This window comes from Mesorhizobium sp. M7A.F.Ca.CA.002.05.1.1 (assembly GCF_003998335.1).
Lineage (GTDB): Bacteria > Pseudomonadota > Alphaproteobacteria > Rhizobiales > Rhizobiaceae > Mesorhizobium.
Window position 1 is genome coordinate 1 of sequence record NZ_RZQI01000672.1, and the last position, 3,329, is coordinate 3,329.

General features: G+C 63.1%; 1 protein-coding gene and 1 pseudogene. Both read left to right on the forward strand.

The window, feature by feature from the left end:
- A pseudogene (locus tag EN939_RS26345) lies at positions 1-354 on the forward strand (efflux RND transporter periplasmic adaptor subunit); the annotation flags it as partial.
- The coding region (locus EN939_RS26350) for an efflux RND transporter permease subunit (RefSeq protein ID WP_127270691.1) at positions 351-3,329 on the forward strand (2,979 nt) is incomplete at its 3' end. The pseudogene EN939_RS26345 and the gene EN939_RS26350, both read left to right, overlap by 4 nt.

Consider the following 3,329-nt stretch of genomic DNA (forward strand, 5'->3'; position numbering starts at 1 on the left):
CCGTCAGCCGACAAATCGGCGGAAGCCAAGCCTGCGGACACCAAGCCGGCCGATGCCATGAAGCCGGCGGCTGATGCAGCCAAGCCTGCCGCCGATGCGGCAAAACCAACCGACAAGGCTGCCGATCCGGCCAAGCCGGCGGCGGAAGGTGACAAGCCCGCGCTCGTGCTGTCGCAGGTGTTCGTCAAGCCCGGCCGCCGCAATCAAGGCATGGTCGAGATCGTCGAGGGGCTGAAGGCCGGCGACGAGGTCGTCACCGCCGGCCAGAACCGCCTCTTCAACGGCATGTCCGTCGTTGTGGACAACACCATCGACCCGACCAAATCGGCGAACAAGCAGGCCGAACAGCAATGAGCTTTTCAGATCTCTTCATTCGCCGGCCTGTTCTTTCGACGGTCCTTGCCTGCATGATCCTGCTCCTGGGTTTCCAGGGCATCTTCAACCTGTCGATCCGGCAGTATCCGAAGGTCGACGAAACCGCGATCACCATCACGACGGCCTATCCAGGCGCCAGCGCCGATCTGATCCAGGGCTTCATTTCCGCCCCGATCGCCCGCGCCGTCGCCTCGACCGAAAACATCGACTACGTCACCTCGTCCAGCCGCCCGTCCTCCAGCACCGTGACCGTGCAGATGAAGCTCGGCTCGAACCCCGACGTCGCGCTGACCGAAGTCCTGTCCAAGGTCCAGGGCGTGCGCGGCACCTTGCCGGACGCATCGAAGGACCCTGTCATCGTCAAGGGCACCGGCCAGCAGTTCGCGATGATGTACATCTCGATGCAGAACCCGAACATGACGAAGGAGCAGCTGACCGAGTATATCGAGCGCGTCATCAGGCCGCGCATGTCGACGGTCGAAGGCGTCGCCGACGTGCAGATCTTCGGCGCCCAGGAATACTCGATGCGCGTCTGGATCGACCCGGTCAAGCTTGCCGCGCGCGGCGTGACGGCCTCCGAACTGCTGACGGCGATCAACAATTCCAACTTCCTGTCGGCGCCCGGCAACACCCAGAACGAGTATGTCGTTTCCTCGATCACCGTGCGCTCGACATTGCAGACGCCGGAGGCATTCGCCGAGCTGCCGCTGCGCTCGACTGACGGCAATGTGGTGCGGTTGCGCGACGTGGCTCGCGTCGAACTCGCCGCCGAGAACACCGACACCCGGGTCTCGTTCAACGGCAAACCCGGCACCTTCCTCGCCATCTTCCCGACGCCGGCAGCCAATCCGCTGACCACGGCGGCGGCGCTCACCAAGCTGGTGCCGCAGATTCAGGAGACGCTGCCGAAAGGCATGACGATCGAGGTCGTCTACGACGCGACCGGGCAGATCAGCGCTTCGATCGAAGAGGTGTTCAAGACCATCGCCGAGGCGGTTGCCATCGTCATCGTCGTCATCCTTCTGTTCCTTGGCTCCTTCCGGTCGGTGATGATGCCGATCATCACCATCCCGTTGTCGCTGATCGGCGTCTGTTTCCTTTTGTTTGCGGTGGGCTATTCGATCAACCTGCTGTCGCTGCTGGCCATGGTGCTGGCGATCGGCCTGGTCGTCGACGACGCCATCGTGGTGGTGGAGAACATCCATCGCCATATGGAAGAAGACCACATGTCGCCGATGCAGGCCGCGTTCAGCGGTATGCGCGAAATATCGTCGGCCATCATTGCCATGACCATGACACTGGCCGCCGTGTTCGCGCCGCTGGCCTTCACCGGCGGCCTGACCGGCGCATTGTTCCGTGAATTCGCAGTCACGCTCGCCGGCTCAGTGGTGCTGTCGGGCGTCATCGCCATCACCATCACCCCGATGATGTCGGCACGCCTCCTGAAGTCCGGCACGCCGGGCCGTTTCCAGCGCATTGTCGACGGCGCCTTCGCTCGCGTCGAGCATGTCTATGAACGCGCCGTCACCGGGTCGCTCAATTATCGCCCATTGACGCTGATCATCGTGCTTGCGCTTGTCGGCGTCACCGGCTTCATGTTCACCAAGACCTCGAGCGAACTGGCGCCGGAAGAGGACCAGGGCTTTCTGCTCTCGATTGTGACAGGGCCGCGTTATGCGACCTCCGATTACACCGAGACATACGTCAACCAGATCCTCGGCCTGGTGAAGGATATTCCCGAAACACGGGCGCAGTTCTCGGCCGTCGCCTTCGGCGGCACGACAAACAGCGCCTTCGTCGGCTATGCCTTCAAGGATTGGGCGGAACGCAAGCGCAATTCGAAGGAACTGCAGGCCGACATCACGGCCCGTATCGCCAAAGTGGCCGGCGTCGAGGCCTTCGTCTTCGCGCCGCCGACGCTGCCCGGCTCTGGTGGCGGCCTGCCCATTTCCATGGTGGTGCGATCGACCGGCGCTTCCTCGGAAGTGTACGAGGTGGCCGAGCAGATCAAGAACAAGGCGCAAGCCTCCGGCCGCTTCATCGTCGTGCAGAATTCGATGGCCTATGACGCACCAGAGGTGACGGTGACCATCGACCGTGATCGCGCCGCGGCGTTGAACCTGCCGATCGCCGATATCGGCCGCACGCTGACCTTGCTGGTCGGCGGCGCCGAAGTGGCGCAGTTCGACCGTGACTCCAACAGCTACGACATCATCCCGCAGGTGCCGCAGGAGTTTCGCGACAACCCCGATAAGCTCGGCGAATACTTCGTGCGCAGCGTGACGGGCGAGATGGTGCCGCTCTCGGCGGTAGTCAAGATTTCGAACAATGCGGCGCCGGCGGCAATCGAGCAGTTCAACCAACTGAATTCGTCGACGATTTCGGCGCTCCCGCTGCCCGGCGTCACCACCGGCGACGGGCTGAAGGCGCTGGAGGACATCGCCAAGGAGAGCCTGCCCGACACCTTCTTCCTCGACTATTCCGGTCAATCGCGGCAGGAAAAGGAACAGGGCAACACCATCCTGATCGCTTTCGCGGCGGCCGTTGTCGTCATCTATCTGGTGCTGGCGGCGCAGTTTGAAAGCTTTCGCGACCCCCTGATCATCATGATGGCGGTGCCGCTGTCGATCTTCGGCGCGATCGTGCCGCTCAATCTGGGCCTCGGCACGCTCAACATCTACACGCAGGTCGGCCTGATCACACTGATCGGTCTGATCACCAAGCACGGCATCCTGCTGGTCGAGTTCGCCAACCAGCAGCGTGAAAAGCATGGCATGCGACGGCGCGACGCCATCATCGCCTCGGCCAAGGTGCGCCTGCGGCCGATCCTGATGACGACAGCGGCGATGGCGCTCGGCGTGGTGCCGCTGATCACGTCCAGCGGCGCTGGTGCCGCGGCCCGCTATTCGATGGGCCTGGTCATCTTCACCGGCATCCTGGTCGGAACCCTGTTC